Here is a 15,250-nt window from a genome sequence, read left to right as displayed (position 1 = left end):
TGTATGAACAAGCCGTTGATAACGCGAGAAACAGAAGCTGAGAAGCTGGCATCAACACTGTCGCCGCTTCAGATTGAGGCAGAACGTGTTGCAGCCACAGTGTTTCAGGGCACGCATGGTCGGCGGCACCCGGGACAGGGAGACGAGTTCTGGCAATACCGACGCTACAATCCCGGCGACATTCCCAGAAGTATTGATTGGCGGCGCTCTGCCAAAGCAGGCTCCACAGCGGACAATTCAGGCGTTTTTATCCGGCAGAAGGAACGCGAAACAGCGCAGAGTCTCTGGCTATGGGCCGCAGGAGATCCCGGTATGGACTGGATGTCCCCCTGGTCATCCTGCAGCAAGCACCACAGAGCTTCTGTCATAGCTCTCGCTCTGGCCACGTTGTTACTGCGCGGCGGCGAAAAGATTGCTCTGGCCGGAAGCGGACGTCCCCCTTCTTCAGCAAGAACCACGATACGGTTCCTGGCGCAGCAACTGGAACAGAAAGCAGGAAATCCCGATAACCTCCCCGACAACCTGCACATTGCTCCACATGCCGCCTTGATTTGTTTCTCTGACTTCCTCTCTCCGATCGAAGAACAAAAGGAAACATTTGATCGCCTGGCGGCACTGAAGTTGAAAGTCTGGCTTGTCCAGGTTCTCGACCCGGCAGAGCTGAAACTGCCCTATAGCGGGCGCGTGAAATTCCAACTTCCCTTTGATGACCCTCACCCCAAAGGCGGCCAAACGGGTAGTGAGTGGCTTCATCCTGATGTTGATTCAATCAGGGAAAGCTACAAAGAGCGGATTGAAGAACACAACAGAGACCTTGCTCTATTGGCAAAAAAACTGGGGTGGAGATATCTTGTCCACGCAACAGACCAACCCGCGAGCAAGGCACTGCTGTCGCTTTATAGCGATGTATCAGAGCGCCAGAGTATAAACTCCAGAACACATGATTCGCGAAATAAAGCCGGAGGACGCTATGCTTGAGCTCGGGCTTATCGGATTTCTCAACCCCTGGCTTCTGCTTGGCCTGTTGAGTTTCCCTGCTCTCTGGCTCCTGCTGCGCATCACCCCCCCGGCCCCAAGGAAAGTTTTTTTCCCGCCCTTGCGTCTTTTAATGGGATTAAAAGGCACAAATGCCAAACCACTCAAAACCGTTTGGTGGCTGATCCTTCTTCGCTCTCTGATACTTCTGCTCATCATTCTGGCCTTGGCTGATCCCGTATATGCACCGGATAAAAGGCCAACAACAAACCAGACCACTTTGATCTTGCTTGATAACGGCTGGTCTGCCGCCACAAGCTGGCAAAACCAGATCAATCGCCTGAGACAAATCCTGGACCACATAGAAGCGACAAACACAAAGGTTGCCGTTCTTTTCACCGCAGCCAACACGGATGGCTCTTTTGAATTCACAGGCTTTCAAAACGTGGAAAATCTGCTTGCCACGATACCACACTTTCCGCCTCCCAGAGGCTGGGAAGCCGATCAGTACAGTGCCTTGTTATCGATTGAAACAACCTTGAAAAAAGAAGCTCCGATCCAGATTTCCTGGTTATCCTCCGGCTTGCAAACCTCCGATCCCGACAACATCCTGCAAAACCATCTGACCAGTCTGGGGGAAGTGTCTCTCTACGCGCCTTCAACAGTCTCTCTCCCCTTGTGGATAGAGACTGTCGCCCCTGAAGGATCTGGCCTCAGTGTACAACTGGCTCGACTGCCCTCTGATCTGTCTGACGAACGGATCGTTACTGCCCTGTCGAGAAACAACGAGGTACTGGCCTCCCAGACGCTTGTTCTGGCAGCTGGTGCCACAGAAGGAACCACCCAGCTTACCCTCCCGAATGAACTTCACAACCGGATACATAAAATCAGCATCTCCGGCGTTGAAACTGCAGCGACGCAATATCTGATGGACCGGAGCAATTGGCGTTTCCCTGTCGGACTGCTCAATAGCGGCGGGGCTGTTGATGACAGCACCCTGCTCGGGGAACATTATTATCTCAACAGAGCTCTGGGATTGTTTACGGATGTTCGCGACGGGCCGCTTGAACAACTGTTTTCCCGAGAACTTTCGGCCATCGTTGTCACCGACGAAGAAGTTATTGTTCCAGCAGAAGAAGCCACCCTGCAAAACTGGGTTGAACAGGGCGGCTTGTTGCTCAGGTTTGCCGGCCCCAACCTCGCCACACAACGGGATAGTCTTTTGCCTGTGCCCCTGCGCAGCGGCTACCGTAATCTCGCCGGGAGCCTGACCTGGGAACAGCCTTTGGCCATTAAGGACTTTGCCGCAAACTCTCCTCTAACGGGACTGAAAATTCCTCCTGATGTGACTGTTTCAGGACAGCTTCTCGCCCAACCGACACCTGAACTTGAACAACAGACCTGGGCAAGCCTTCTTGACGGCACTCCCCTGATCACCGCCCAAACCCGGGGAAAGGGGCATATTGTTCTGATCCACACCACAGCCAACACCAGGTGGTCAAACCTTGTATTATCCGGATTGTTTGTCGAGATGCTCGAGCGTATTTTGGAATACGGCCAGGGCGTTATCAGCCCCGAAGAACGGGGAGCAGAGCTGCCTTTACATGATATGATGGACGCCTACGGGGCCCTCACACCAGCACAAAACAGTAACCTGTCGATCCCCATAGCCTCTCGGAATGTGACAGCAACACCCGGGACACCTCCCGGATTTTACGGCAGAAACGAACCTGAAAAAGCCGTTAATCTTGCCGGATCAATCCGCCCCCAACAAGCTGTAACTGCGGCAGGACAGGACAAGATTATCTATGGAGACCGACAGGAGAGCCCCCTGCAGATCCCACTGCTTCTCTGTGCCCTGCTGCTATTTTTGCTCGACCAGTCACTTTCCCTCTGGCTGCGCGGCCTGATCGGAATGAGAGGAGTGAGAAAAAGCATCGTTTCAGTTTCTTTTCTGCTTTTATTGACCATGGTTGCCCCCCCTCCTCTCCTGGCCCAATCAGAACCTCTGGATCCCAAAGCAATTGAGGCCACACTTGGTACCTATCTCGCTTTTGTTATTACCGGAGATCTCGAAGTCGACAGAAACAGCCAGGCAGGGCTTGAAGGCTTGTCTCGACAACTCCATCGACGCACAGCAGTTGAAAATGTCCAGGTCACCGGGATAGATCTGGACTTGAACCAGCTCTCTCCCTATCCGCTGCTCTATTGGCCGGTAACACCGTCGCAACCCCTTCTATCCATTGCGGCCAAACGCCGCCTGAACCTCTACATCCAGAATGGTGGCCTGATCCTGTTTGATTTGAGAGAAGCCACAGCAATTCTGAATTCAGCCATTGGCAGTGCGGGCAATAATCGACATCTCCTTCGGCTGACAAAAGAAATTGCCATCCCGGATCTGGAGCTTATTCCACCAGACCACGTTCTCACCCGTTCTTTTTATCTGCTGGAAAGCTTTCCCGGACACCATAACAACAGGGACCTTTGGGCTGAGAAAACTGATCGCTACCGACATGATGGCGTTGCCAGAATTCTTGTCGGTTCAAATGAATGGGCCAAGGCCTGGGCCATGACCCCTGAAGGTTTTCCCCTCTACCCCATGATCAGAGGCGGAGAACGCCAAAGAGAACTGGCCTATCGCTTTGGCATCAATCTCGTCATGTACGCCCTGACCGGAAACTATAAAGAGGATCAGGTTCACATCCCCCATATTCTTGAAAGGTTGGGCCAATGATTACCAACTACGGGATAGAATGGGCACCTCTGTTACCTTGGTCAGTGGTTTATCTGGTTATAGGTCTGTCTCTTGCAACCCTGCTTGGTCTCTTGGTCCTCAAAAGCAAAGGCAGCCTTTTCAGAAGCAGCTTCATTGCTCTGATCACTCTTTTTATTGCCAACCCGACTCTTCACGAAAAAATCAGCGAGCCCCTTCCCGAGCTGATAATAGCTGTAGTCGACAACAGCCCCTCCATGACCTATGACCAGAGACGCAGACAGGCATCCGATGCACTGAGTGACTTGCATGCCCAGGTCAATAAACGCAGTGATCTTGTGCTGAAAACAATCAGCGTGAGCGGAACTGAAGAACAGGGCACAAATATCTTTGCCAACATCAATCTGACCCAGGAAGAGAAAAGCCGCTTGTCCGGTGTCGTCTTCATCACGGATGGACTGGTTCATGATATTCCCGCCTCCCTCGCAGAGACAGATATTCCAGACGAGGTCCCGCTTCACCTGCTTCTGGCCGGGGACCCTCAGCGTCAAGACAGACGCCTGATCATCGAGCAAGCTCCAGCCTTCAGTATTATCGGCCAAACCGCCAAACTCACCTATCGAATTGTCGATGACAATGCAGACAACCTTTCATTACCGGCCTGGGTTACCCTGCGTCAAAATGGTGAAAAAGTTTCAGAAACTCAGGTACCGGTTGGTGTTCCCTTTACCCAGGAACTTCTTCTTGAAAACAGGGGATTGACCACCTTTGACCTTTCCGTTGAACCCTTGCCTGACGAAATTACCGAGATCAACAACCGGGCCATTTTTGAGACCAACGGAGTTAGAGACCGCTTAAAGGTTCTGTTGATTTCGGGAGAACCACACCCTGGCGAACGTGCCTGGCGGAATATTCTCAAGGCGGATCCATCCGTTGATCTTATCCACTTCACTATCCTGCGCCATCCTCAAAAGCAGGACGGAACTCCGATACGGGAGCTTTCGCTCATTGCCTTTCCGATCCACGAACTGTTCGAAGTCAAACTAGCCGATTTCGACCTGATCATATTCGATCAATATCAGCGCCAGGGTTTCCTGCCCAGCCACTATCTGACCAATATTGTCCGCTATGTCGAACAGGGAGGAGCCTTGCTTGAAGTCGGCGGCCCTGGCTATGCATCCCCGGCATCACTCTACAACACTTCCCTGGGAACCATGCTTCCGGCAGAACCCCTGGGCACCATCAGCGAGACAGCTTTTCATCCACTTGTGACAGAATTGGGTTTAAGGCACCCGGTGACGGCATCCCTGCCCGACGCCAATACAGATAACATCCAGCCCCCCACCTGGGGGCGGTGGTTCCGCCAGGTGGACACGGACACCCTGAGCGGCTGGACGGTTATGACCGGTGCAAAGGCCCAGCCCCTTCTGGTGCTGGATCATTTCGGTAAAGGGCGGGTTGCCCAGATCACCAGTGATCATATCTGGCTCTGGGGCAGAAACGTAGAGGGAGGAGGCCCTCAAACAGAGCTTATCCGCCGCTTGGCGCACTGGTTGATGAAAGAGCCGGAACTCGATGAAGAACAGCTCAAGGCCAGTCTGAGTAATAACCGCCTGACGGTTCATCGACAGAGTTTGTCAGATACTCCTGTAGAACTCACTGTCGAATCCCCTTCTGGAGAAATCTTCTCCCTTCCCCTTGAGCCCGGAAGCAATGGCCTGGCCATCAAGACTATTGAGGCCACGGAACCCGGCGTTTAAACAATCAATGACGGACCACGCTCACTTGTGGCCCAGCAACACCGAAACGGCCCGGAACATGAGAAAGTTACCGCTGATTCTGCTCCCCTGACGCCCCTCATCGAGAGCCGGGGCGGGGGAATCATATCATTACAGAATACAGCTTTGCCTCAATTACGATTAACTCCTGGCAGAACTGTTTTTCATGGAAACAACTGGCTTGGCTTCCTGCCAAGAAAGGCTGAGCGTATTATAGGTGACAGCAGAGTAGATCTGCTCCCTCCTTGGTTATACCTGAGTCTTCTGTTGTTTACGGCAATCGCCGCCTGGTACCGCGAAGGCCGTTAAAGCGCCTTCCTCTTTCGGACAGGGGCCCTGTTCCAGATTTCAATCACTCCTTTGGGCAGGAGGTCAAAACTTGTGCCTTGAAGTGTCATAACCTGAAATCTGTCAGTATCAACCGGTACTGGCATATCAAAACCAAGGGCATGCGCCGGAACGAAACCATAAGGAGCATAATAACGCTGCTCGCCAACGACAAAACAGATCCTGTAACCCAGCTCTTTGGCTTGCTTCACTCCATGGGCAACGAGTGCCTTGCCAATACCCTTCCCCTGTAAATGCGGTTGAACAGCCAGAGGCCCGAGCAACAGAGCTTCCTCGCCCCCGATCAAAACTGGCCAGAAGCGCAGGGTTGCCAGAAACTCACCTTCCGGGGACTTGGCAGAAAAACACAACTGGTCAATCGGGTCGATTCCATCGCGGAGCCGATAGGAAGGGCGGGCTTTCCGGTTGGAGCCAAAAGTAATATCCAACAGCGGGTCAAGAAGGACTTCGTCTTCAACGGCTTGGGGAAAAATTGTAAATTCACACATGGGACATCCTGCAGTTAACCCTTAAAACCAGGGTTACAAAAAATAGAGAAACATAAAGCAGACTGTTGTCTCTGGTTTGTGCAGGGTCACCTGAAATTCAAGCTACTGGACAGCCCTTTTGACGACACAGACCCGCCGCCCTGCGAACTGATGTTCGAGGGCAGATTCGTCGTCGTCGAAGCTGTTCAACTAACTTTTGCATGAAGCGATTAAGGCCCTGCTCAAGGATTTCTAAGTGTCATTTCTCGATAGCATGATTTTTAAACAACTCAAAGAAAACTTTCTCTATGACAAAAATTCTTTGGATAAGCCCAATGAATCAAAATGATACGACATTGTCAGAAACCTTTGTCCCAAACCGGTCGCCCAGAAAAATGTTTTGACACAAAATCTATAAAGGCCCGGACCTTGGGTGGTAGATTGCGGTTCACAGGATAAACCAGATAAATCGCAATATCCGTATCGATCTCCCATTGTGGCAGCAACTGTTTCAGACGTTTCTGCTGGATCAAATCGCCACATATAAATGTTGGCATGCAGGCAATTCCCATTCCGGCCATAACGGCAGATAGAATAAAATCCCCGTTGTTGGCTGTCATTTTTCCCTTTACCTGGACCGTAACCTGCCCCTCGTCACGGGAAAATTTCAATCCTGATTTTCTGGGAAGATAGCTGTATTGCAGATAGTTCAGCCCACTCAATTCAGCAGGGACTGTCGGCTCTTCTTCTGGAGGCAAGAAGGTCGGGGAGGCAACCACAGCCATCCGGCAATCAGCAACTTTCTTTGCCATCAACCGGGAGTCCATCAAACTCCCGATTCGGATCCCTACATCAAACCCCTCGTCGACAAGATCCACCACCTGATCATTAAGGACCACATCGATTTCAATCTCGGGATAGGTTTTCTGGAACGCGGCCAAAAGGGGGCCCATCTGCTTGATGCCAAATGACATCGGCGCATTGATTTTGAGCACCCCGCGCGGCGTGTTACTCAGTTGAGATACAGCCTGTTCGGCTTCTTGGGCAATGGATATGATCTGTTGGCAACTCTCAAAGAAGACCGCGCCCGCTTCCGTCAGTGACAAGCGCCGTGTCGTACGGTTCAACAGACGGATCCCCAGACGATCCTCCAGCCGGTTAATCTGCTTGGACACCGCAGACTTGCTCACCCCCAATGCTCTGGCTGACGCTGTAAAGCTTTCGTATTCAACCACGGCGGCAAAAACCGCCATTTCATTTAGATCCATGAGTTTTCTGCCTCAACTGTTTCCTGAAAGAAACAATCTTGTTCTCATTCGACATATTACATTCAAATATCAACATATCTATATTGGAGAGAACAGCAAGTAACACTTCATCCAAGGACAGCAAGATGATTGATATCCGTCCCTTCGAAACCCTCGGCCGCTTTTCAAATGACTGGCTTAATGCCAGATATCATTTCAGTTTTGCCGGATACAACAATCCATCCCGGAACGGCGTTGGTCCTCTGCTGGTCTGGAACGACGATGAGATTCAACCAGGGAAGGGTTTTCCGATGCACGGGCACCAGAATATGGAAATCATTACCTATGTCAGAAAGGGAACGATTTTCCATGAGGATCATCTTTCCAACAAGGGATTAACCCCTGCAGGTGATATCCAGGTCATGAGCGCCGGGAGCGGCATCCTTCACAGTGAATACAATCATGGTTCTGAGGCAACGACCCTCTTTCAGATCTGGCTTCAGCCCTCAGCAGAGGGTCTTCCTCCCCGCTGGGAACAAAAGGCCTTTGCCGCCAGAGATTATCAGGGCGGTTTTCGTGCCCTGGTTTCAGGCCAGCAGCAATATCCAGAAGCACTGCATATTCATCAGGATGCCACCCTGTTTGGTACCCATCTGGCGAAAGGAGACAGTCTGAAACAAACAATCGGTCATGATCGCCAGGGGTACCTTGTTGTTGCCGCGGGACAGGTTGATCTGAACGGTTCTTCTCTTGGTGAACGGGCTGGAGCTTTGATTCAAAAAGAAGAGTTTCTCGAGCTAACGGCACTGGAAAATACCGAGGTCCTCTTTTTCGACCTGCCAGTATCCTGCTGAAAATCTGCCGTGACTGATCACACACATTTGAGACAAAAGACAAACAGGAGAATATTATGGGTAAACTGGTAGAGGGCATATGGCACGATGTCTGGTACGAAACCAAAGCAAGTAATGGCAGGTTCCAACGAAAAGATGCCCAATTCAGGAACTGGGTCACCCTTGACGGATCCCCCGGTCCCAATGGTGAAAAAGGGTACATTGCTGAGAGTGGACGGTACCATCTTTATGTTAATCTGGCCTGTCCCTGGGCACACCGCGCCCTGATTTTCAGAAAGCTCAAAGGACTGGAAAAGGCGATTTCTGTTTCCATTGTCCACTGGCGCATGAAGGAAAACGGCTGGGAGTTTCACCCTGGCGACCTGGGGTCTACCGAAGATCACCTCTATAATATGGATTATTTACACCAGATCTATACAAAGGCCGATCCTCACTATACTGGCCGTGTCACCGTTCCTGTTCTCTGGGATAAAAAAGAACAGACCATTGTCAGTAATGAATCTGCCGAAATCATTCGTATGCTGAACTCTTCTTTTGATGCCTTTGCTGAAAAAGAGGCTCCGGACTTTTATCCCGCAACTCTGCATAGAGAAATTGACCAGATTAACCAGAAGGTCTATCACGCCATTAACAATGGCGTTTACAAATGCGGTTTCGCAACAAGCCAGGAAGCCTACTCAGAAGCTTTTAAAGCTCTTTTCGCAGCTCTTGATGAACTTGAAAGCCGTCTGGATCATCAGAAATATCTCGCAGGGGATCAACTCACCGAAGCTGACTGGCGGCTTTTCACCACCTTGGTACGTTTTGACCCCGTATATTTCGGGCACTTCAAATGTAATAAAAAGCGCTTGGTAGACTATCCCAATCTCTGGGCTCTGACCCGGGAGCTTTACCAGTACCCCGGAGTTGCTGAAACAGTAAACATTCCGCATATCAAGGCACATTATTATGGCAGTCACGAAACAATAAATCCAACAGGCATCATCCCCGAAGGACCAGAGATAGATTACAACATGCCTCACAAACGCTGATAATCTGTTTCTTTAAAAAGAGGATCCCGGCTCAAGCAGGAAAGCAGCTTCCTCAGGTGTATTTTCTCGCCCGAGGACTGCATTCCTGTGCGGGAACCGCCCAAAGCGCCTGATGATTTCGGCGTGTTTCACCGCATAGTCATACCAGTTGCTGTCGCGCCCAAGCCCTGCAAAGAGTTCCAGCGACTTCTCTTGATTCTCAAGCTTCTCACTGTGTTCGAACGGTAGATAGAGAAAGACCTTCTCCCGTTCTTCCAGTGTCTTGTCCCATGCTTTTGCAACGGCCTGTTCCGCCACTTTCAGCGCATAGCTGTCCGTTGCAAAAGACCGGGGATCATTGCGAAAGAGATTTCGGGGAACTTGATCCAGAAGTATACACAAGGCCAGAGATCCCCTGCCGTGCTGACGCCAGCTCTCAAGCTTTTCAGCCGAAGCCTGTTGATAAAGAGGCAACAGTTTATCGCGGATAAGCCTGTCAAATTCAGGGTCTTTCACAAACCACCGTTTCTCCATCCCCGCCGCGAACCAAAAGTCCAGCACCTCATCAATCACAACTCAACTCCACAAGTTTATAAGACTGGAAAGCAGGGCATTGTTTCGCCTTCCCCCCTGCCAAGTCAAACCCGAAAATATAAAAGGCCCAAAGCACTCAGGGAGCAGAAAGCTCCCTGAGTGGTAAACACAAACCCTTTAAAACCCGGGCTATTGATTATCCGTGAGCACCGATACTGTTTGAAACAGCCACGGAAATCCGGCGACAGAGATCATAGAGCTCCTCGATAGGGCCGAAGATGCTTCTGTGTTCTTTTGAATAGTCCCGGTTCTCATTGTCCCGGTATTCGCTTGGTTCACCATAGTCGCCTTCGTCAAAATGTGTCTGAACCTGATACACCGGGAAGGTCGCCTTCAACTCCGCTATGGCAGCAGGAATTTCCATCGCCAGGATATCCTGGATCAAATCATCAAGTGTCAGATCATTCCGGGTGGCGAAGGGAGGAATACGCATGGCCAGAAGAAAAATCTCCTGTATCAGGCACAGACGCACAACATGCAGGATAATCAGGTTGATCCGGCGGCGGGTATCAAACGGGAAAACCTTTTCCTGTCCATCTGCACTCAACGCATCAAGCCCGCGATGCAGGCTGATCGCATCCCGGCGGAAGGTCTGAAGCATCCGGCTCATTCCATCATAGCGACCTGTATCCGCAACAAGTTCTGAAAGGCGAAGCTGATCTTCCGCCCGCAAGGTATGCTTGACAGCATAAGCCTTCGCCAGCCAGTAGCGGGGATTAAACAGGGCCGCATAGGCCTCTGGTGTATTCAGACTGCTCAGGCCTTTGGCATAGGAAACCATATCCATAAAGCGCCGCACCCGGTCTGATTCGCCATGCAATTTGACGAAAGCATCAAGATCCCGTGAAATCGCCGTGCCGAAACCACCAGCTGTATTGGCCAGATACCCCAGCTGTTGCAGGATGGCATTGTGCGGTATCGCGCGGATCTGCGAAGGATGCCCCCGATCAATCCCATGGTGCTTTTCATGCTGGCGCTTGCTTTTACGAGATCCTGTCTGATAGAGCAGATTGGTACTGAAAGACCCCAGCAAAGCTGCATAATCCCGATTTTCCAGCGTCGTCTCATGAAACGATTTTAGACTCAGGAAAAAGTCGAGGGAATAGTCTGTATTGGTATAGAAGGCATCTTCTTCGTCGGCCTGGGGGGTCCCCAAAGCATGTTCCAGCAAACGGGTCAGGGTCGTCATCGCCAGTTTGGGCGTACCAAAGTAAAGATAACCATCTCCTCCCTGGAAACTGACTTCGTGTTTCAGGGGAATCCGGTTTTTGGCAAAGAGAGAGCGCGTCATGGGTGAGGAAACATACTTTAGCCGGTCGGCAAAGCTGACCGGATGGGCACCCCGCCCGATAGACTCCCCGTGGGTATCAAAGATCACGACCTCAACCCCGGACAACTTCTGGTCAGCCATCAGACGTGCCAGCTTCATGTGAAGCCGTTCAATCGCCAGAGAGGCTGAAACCTGCCCCAGATACCGCCCCGCGTCAGAGAAGCCGGTCTGGATACAAAGGCGCCCGCGTTTTTTTACATAGGCCCGGTAGTGTTCGTTCTCCAGCAGCTCGGCAATGACCTCACTGCCGCGCTCAAGCGCCGTACCCGTTTCAAACAGAGGCGAGATATCAAGAACATCATCAACGCCGAACAGGCGAGCGTAATAAAGCGCCGTAAGAATGGTAAAAGGCGTATCACATTCAGCAATCAGGAACCGTATCGGCGCAGAAGCATCCACATATTTGATCATCTGGGCTAGCAGCATAAACATACGTTTGGCCGTGGTATTTTCTGCAGCCAGTGATCCAAAGTTAATTCGAACAGGTTTGACGTCATCCAGCAGGCCAGACAGGGCGCGGAAATTCCCCCGCCGACGGCCAGGATCATCAGGTTCACCCTCCATGCCAATGCTTTTACGCACCGCGTTATGCAACTGGGCCGCATTCAGGCGAACATGCATATGCGAGGTTGCAAGGCCGTAGTTCGCCACCTCTGATCTGAGAATAATCAAGGCACGTTTGACCGAAAGGTCGTTTGTCAACGCAACCGAGCGGTTTAATGCGTCAATCAGCTCAACCGTGTGAACCAGCCGAGAACCATCATCCTCGACAATCCGGCGGGATACCTCGCTCAACTCGTCGCCGGTCGCATATTCACTGCTGAAAAACGCGGTTTCCTTTTCCGCCACATGCAAAGCAAGCGTAACCCGGCTTTTGACCAGCGCCAGTGTCGTTGCCAGCTCATCATGGTCATTATCCAGATCACCAGAGATGGTGTTCAGCGCGGCAGCATAATATTTCAGCTGCGCCACCTGGACTTTCATCCTTGTGTGTAGCGTATCTGCCCAGGAAATATCTGTCCGTCCATCCAGATCGTATCCGACCCAGCTTGCGATTGTCAGAACCCGTGGCGTTAACTCCGTCCAGTTCTCGGGATAAAGCTCGGCTGCGATACTGAGGACGACATCATAGACACCCCTCATCGCCTGTTGGATTGATTCTATCGCCTTTTGTGCCTGTCCGTGCTCTGCAAGCAGATTGATTTTCTGATCCGGCTCATGGCTTTGCTCAATGACAAGTTTGCTCAAACGCTCCAGATCAGAAGCTTCCAGGGCCTGTCCACCCAGGGTCTCATCCGCAGCGAACTGGGCCAAAGCCTGATAGTGTTCCTGCGAAAGGCCAAAGGTCGGATGCGCCGTAATGACAATACCCATAGCTTCTCGTTCAACACGACGACTGAATTCTTCGAAGGGAACCAGCGTATCCCCATCGTCATAGGCAAGTGATTTGAAAAGAGACGCCAGGCGTGCCCGGTTTTCGTCCTGATCAGCAAGCCCCACATATTGGCCCACGCGTTCAGCCCGATCAGCAAAGGCCTCAGCAGAGAGGATCTGGATCAGCTCCTGCAGATTTGCCATTGAAATCTGGCCAGAAGAAAGCTTTTCTGACAAGTCATGGGCCAGTTCCAGTACAGGATTACCGAGAGGATGATTTACGGTATCCTGCCGCATAGCGACAAGACGGGTTTCCAAATCATCCCTGAGTGCTCTCGCGGGGGTAAATTTCTCTTCACCTTTTAGTCGGTTCCGCAGCTCATCAAGAGCGCGACCATCCAGAACATCTAATTTCGCCATTGGCTTCTAGCCTCCCACCACGACAGAACTCATGACAAAGCAACAGAAGAATTTCTGTGCCTGCCTCTTACTGAAATCACGAAAAAGCTGGTCACTTATCGTTAGGATTTTTATGCCGATTGTTATCGGGCCTGTCGCGCTGGGGCTTATCATGTGACCATCTTCGATATCGTTTGCTTATAGAAGAAAGCCACAGGCGACGCAAAAAAAATTATCCGAAAACGCCCTAAAACAGCCAATTAAATCGTATACTTTTCAGTATCTTGAAACAGCCTGTCTTTAGCTGCTGTTCCCGGAAACCGCACGCCCGGTTAAAAATATACTGACGCGAAAGAATTTTTTATTCGGCGGAAAGACAAACAGGAAATTACATTTACGTCATGTTTCCGCACTACAATATCCTGTTTATTCCCTTCCAGTCACAGAAAAGCCACTGGAATCAATAGAGAAAAACATTGCAACAGGATTCAGAAAGGACTAAATCTAAGAGTATGACAGATTTTAACGATTCAGATGACGAACTGGTGCTGCACCTGGCAGATCTCCTTCCCGACGACGCGGGGGAGATTGTGCTGTTCGCACGCGATGAGCCTCTGAAGATTGAATCTGATACGCCGCTCATTCATAGCGGTATCGTGGAAGATGCCCACATCACGGCTTCCGGCACAGATGTCAGCGGCTTGAGTTTCAGCCAATTTGCCAATGGCATGACACTGTATCACGACAATGACCACATTCTGATCATCGCACCAGACATATAGATTCCGCTTATCTATCAGGAACACAGGCTCCATCTCGGAATCAGGCAGCTGTTTTCTTTACCCGACTTCCCCAAAAATGTTTCATGCTTTATCCTCTTCTTCAGACTCAATGAAGAAAGTATATCTGTGAAGTTTTCAGCATTTCTTTTTGCCATTACAATCAGTTTCTCTTGCGCCCTGTCGATCGCAATAGCGGACAATTCCCCAGGAATTACCGCCTATCAAAAAGGCGATTTCGAAACCGCCGCCAGGGAATTACCCCCTGAGGCCAAAGCCGGGGATGCCTCCGCCCAACGCTATATGGGGCACCTTTATCGACAAGGCCTCGCCACAAACCTTGATTATCAGCAATCAGCCTACTGGTATCTCCTTGCAGCAAAACAGGGCGATCGAGAGGCACAGAGCTATATGGGCCTCTATTACGTAGACGGCATCGGGGTGAAACAGGATTTCCAATTGGCAGCCTATTGGCTTGAACGTGCGGCCCTGGCCGGTGATCCTGCTGCGCAAAACAGTCTGGCCAGTATCTACCGCAATGCCCTGGGACAACCGCGAGATTACGATAAAGCCGCTTTGTGGTACGAGGCCGCTGCAAAACAGGGGCATCCCATCGCCCAACGCAATATCGGGCGTTTTTATGAAAGAGGTCGCGGTGTCATTGCCAACAACATCAAGGCTTATGCCTGGTATCGAGCCTCGGCAGATCAAGGGAATACAAAAGCTGCTGCGGACCTGCGGCAATTGCGCGCGAAATTGACTGAAGTGCAAATCCAATCTGCCGAAGAACTTGCAAAGACATTGCCCAGGTATTAAGCACAAGAACAAGAATCAGGTGGAAATCAGAATTGAGCAACACTCTGGCAACGATGATTGTTTCTTTATGAACAAAACCAGCAACAAGCCAACAGACCAGAACCGGCGGAAAACAGCTTTTCTCGCTCTGGTCATCATCTGCCTCAAAAGCCTGTTGCCATTGTTAACTGCTTCTCTGTTCAGCCAGACCGTTGCGGCTTCTCCTGCACTGGTACAGATCTCCAGCCCTCTGTTCCCCTCACCAGAAACAGAAGCTTTTCAGGACAATACTTCTATAGAAGCCGCCTTACAGTTTATCTGTACACCTTCTGGTATAAAACCGCTTGCTGCCGCCACAGATACTGGAACCAGACATAGTGATTCCAGTCCACTACATAACCATTGTGATAATTGTATTGCTGCTGGTTACCTCGGCCTCAAGACGGCTGCCCTTCTTTTGGCTCCCCGCTGGAACAAACCACAAGCTGTTACCTGGAAAAACGGTACCCCGCCCTTTTCACAGTCGGTCACAAACTTTCTCTCGGCACCTCGTGCGCCCCCGCTCGGCTGAGCACAGCGTTTTATTC

The 15,250-nt window shown here is 51.0% G+C and carries 12 protein-coding genes; 8 read left to right on the top strand and 4 right to left on the bottom strand.

The window, feature by feature from the left end; genetic code table 11:
- The first annotated feature begins 3 nt into the window (after positions 1 to 3).
- From O4H49_RS13690 to O4H49_RS13680, 3 genes are read left to right on the top strand one after another with little or no spacing between them, the layout of a single operon-like run.
- Entirely contained in the window at positions 4 to 978 is a 975-nt protein-coding gene (locus tag O4H49_RS13690; RefSeq protein WP_269423996.1) for a DUF58 domain-containing protein, read from the top strand.
- Positions 971 to 3,709, top strand: coding sequence for a DUF4159 domain-containing protein (locus O4H49_RS13685; RefSeq protein ID WP_269423995.1), 2,739 nt, complete (start codon positions 971 to 973; stop codon positions 3,707 to 3,709). Before O4H49_RS13690 ends, O4H49_RS13685 begins: the two co-directional genes overlap by 8 nt.
- Positions 3,706 to 5,448: a hypothetical protein gene (locus tag O4H49_RS13680; protein WP_269423994.1), complete on the top strand. Its 1,743-nt coding sequence runs from the start codon at positions 3,706 to 3,708 to the stop codon at positions 5,446 to 5,448. The genes O4H49_RS13685 and O4H49_RS13680 overlap by 4 nt, the downstream gene beginning before the upstream one ends.
- 323 nt (positions 5,449 to 5,771) lie before the next feature.
- On the opposite strand, the gene O4H49_RS13675 is transcribed toward O4H49_RS13680, so the two are convergent.
- A complete protein-coding gene (locus O4H49_RS13675) occupies positions 5,772 to 6,302 on the bottom strand; it encodes a GNAT family N-acetyltransferase (RefSeq protein WP_269423993.1) in 531 nt (176 codons plus the stop codon).
- Between the two features lie 338 nt (positions 6,303 to 6,640).
- Positions 6,641 to 7,549 (bottom strand): LysR family transcriptional regulator, encoded by a 909-nt coding sequence (locus O4H49_RS13670; RefSeq protein ID WP_269423992.1) that lies wholly within the window; start codon positions 7,547 to 7,549, stop codon positions 6,641 to 6,643.
- Between the two features lie 125 nt (positions 7,550 to 7,674).
- Here O4H49_RS13670 and O4H49_RS13665 point away from each other — a divergent pair, with 125 nt between their 5' ends.
- Both O4H49_RS13665 and O4H49_RS13660 read left to right on the top strand, forming a co-directional pair.
- On the top strand, positions 7,675 to 8,382 hold the full coding sequence (locus O4H49_RS13665; protein ID WP_269423991.1) for a pirin family protein: 708 nt from the start codon (positions 7,675 to 7,677) through the stop codon (positions 8,380 to 8,382).
- Positions 8,383 to 8,438: 56 nt separating this feature from the next.
- Positions 8,439 to 9,413, top strand: coding sequence for a glutathione S-transferase family protein (locus tag O4H49_RS13660; RefSeq protein ID WP_269423990.1), 975 nt, complete (start codon positions 8,439 to 8,441; stop codon positions 9,411 to 9,413).
- Between the two features lie 12 nt (positions 9,414 to 9,425).
- On the opposite strand, the gene O4H49_RS13655 is transcribed toward O4H49_RS13660, so the two are convergent.
- Positions 9,426 to 9,965 carry a DUF924 family protein gene (locus O4H49_RS13655; RefSeq protein WP_269423989.1) on the bottom strand — a complete coding sequence of 180 codons (540 nt, stop codon included), beginning with the start codon at positions 9,963 to 9,965 and terminating at the stop codon, positions 9,426 to 9,428.
- 157 nt (positions 9,966 to 10,122) lie between these two features.
- Positions 10,123 to 13,110, bottom strand: a complete 2,988-nt coding sequence (locus O4H49_RS13650) for a phosphoenolpyruvate carboxylase (protein ID WP_269423988.1) — start codon at positions 13,108 to 13,110, stop codon at positions 10,123 to 10,125.
- Positions 13,111 to 13,601: 491 nt separating this feature from the next.
- Between O4H49_RS13650 and O4H49_RS13645 the strand changes: the two genes are divergently transcribed.
- The 3 genes from O4H49_RS13645 (at position 13,602) to O4H49_RS13635 (ending at position 15,234) form a co-directional block, all read left to right on the top strand.
- Positions 13,602 to 13,871 (top strand): hypothetical protein, encoded by a 270-nt coding sequence (locus O4H49_RS13645; RefSeq protein WP_269423987.1) that lies wholly within the window; start codon positions 13,602 to 13,604, stop codon positions 13,869 to 13,871.
- A 126-nt stretch (positions 13,872 to 13,997) separates the two neighbouring features.
- A complete protein-coding gene (locus O4H49_RS13640) occupies positions 13,998 to 14,684 on the top strand; it encodes a tetratricopeptide repeat protein (protein ID WP_269423986.1) in 687 nt (228 codons plus the stop codon).
- 19 nt (positions 14,685 to 14,703) lie between these two features.
- Positions 14,704 to 15,234 carry a hypothetical protein gene (locus O4H49_RS13635; protein WP_269423985.1) on the top strand — a complete coding sequence of 177 codons (531 nt, stop codon included), beginning with the start codon at positions 14,704 to 14,706 and terminating at the stop codon, positions 15,232 to 15,234.
- The last annotated feature ends 16 nt before the right edge of the window (positions 15,235 to 15,250 follow it).

Source organism: Kiloniella laminariae, assembly GCF_027214005.1.
Taxonomy (GTDB): domain Bacteria; phylum Pseudomonadota; class Alphaproteobacteria; order Kiloniellales; family Kiloniellaceae; genus Kiloniella; species Kiloniella laminariae_A.
This window is presented reverse-complemented; position numbering and strand designations above follow the sequence as displayed.

Excerpts from the sequence above, each read along its gene's own strand:
- O4H49_RS13690 (WP_269423996.1), top strand. The coding sequence starts at position 4 with ATGAACAAGCCGTTGATAACGCGAGAAACAGAAGCTGAGAAGCTGGCA.
- O4H49_RS13685 (WP_269423995.1), top strand. The coding sequence starts at position 971 with ATGCTTGAGCTCGGGCTTATCGGATTTCTCAACCCCTGGCTTCTGCTT.
- O4H49_RS13680 (WP_269423994.1), top strand. The coding sequence starts at position 3,706 with ATGATTACCAACTACGGGATAGAATGGGCACCTCTGTTACCTTGGTCA.
- O4H49_RS13675 (WP_269423993.1), bottom strand. The coding sequence starts at position 6,302 with ATGTGTGAATTTACAATTTTTCCCCAAGCCGTTGAAGACGAAGTCCTT.
- O4H49_RS13670 (WP_269423992.1), bottom strand. The coding sequence starts at position 7,549 with ATGGATCTAAATGAAATGGCGGTTTTTGCCGCCGTGGTTGAATACGAA.
- O4H49_RS13665 (WP_269423991.1), top strand. The coding sequence starts at position 7,675 with ATGATTGATATCCGTCCCTTCGAAACCCTCGGCCGCTTTTCAAATGAC.
- O4H49_RS13660 (WP_269423990.1), top strand. The coding sequence starts at position 8,439 with ATGGGTAAACTGGTAGAGGGCATATGGCACGATGTCTGGTACGAAACC.
- O4H49_RS13650 (WP_269423988.1), bottom strand. The coding sequence starts at position 13,110 with ATGGCGAAATTAGATGTTCTGGATGGTCGCGCTCTTGATGAGCTGCGG.
- O4H49_RS13645 (WP_269423987.1), top strand. The coding sequence starts at position 13,602 with ATGACAGATTTTAACGATTCAGATGACGAACTGGTGCTGCACCTGGCA.